The sequence below is a fragment of the Pseudoalteromonas sp. S2755 genome, assembly GCF_005886535.1.
Taxonomy (GTDB): domain Bacteria; phylum Pseudomonadota; class Gammaproteobacteria; order Enterobacterales; family Alteromonadaceae; genus Pseudoalteromonas.
The window spans coordinates 1-555 of record NZ_PNDS01000181.1 but is presented as its reverse complement, the minus strand read 5'-3'; the positions used below and the strand labels follow the sequence as shown (position 1 = coordinate 555).

Sequence of the window (555 nt, the reverse complement as noted above, 5' to 3'; positions counted from 1 at the left end):
ATGTATGGACTCCTCCCCCTTAACGGGAGAGTACGGTATAAAGATATTGCAAAACACTTTTACCAAATAAGGAGTCCATACATGACACAGTCTAATTTAATTGCTATCGACTTGGCAAAAAACATTTTCCAAGTAGCACAGCTGAAAGGCAATAAACTCAAGTTTAATAAGCCAATGAAACGTGAGCCTATGCTTGAGTTGCTAGCAAAAGCCGAGGGTTCAAAGGTCGTGATGGAAGCTTGTGGCAGCGCCCAGCATATTGCTCGAAAAGCGCTGTCGCTGGGGCACGATGTCATGTTGCTTCCCCCTAAATTTGTTAAAGCGTTTAGGCAAGGCCAAAAAACCGATGCAAATGATGTCCTCGCTATTGCCAGTGCAAGCCAAGCATATAACGTGAAGCCCTGTAAAATCATGACGGTTGAAGAGCAAACGTTGCAGTCATTGAGCCAAGCGAGAGCCTTAATAGATAAACAAAAGACTCAGCTTTCAAATCAAATACGTGGCTTGCTATTAGAGTTTGGTGTTGTCATTAATCAAGGCGATGCAGCGTTAACC

General features: G+C 43.4%; 1 protein-coding gene. It reads left to right on the top strand.

What is annotated here, in order from left to right:
* Positions 1 to 81: 81 nt before the first annotated feature.
* The coding region (locus CWC03_RS22340; RefSeq protein ID WP_171040311.1) for an IS110 family transposase at positions 82 to 555 on the top strand (474 nt) is incomplete at its 3' end.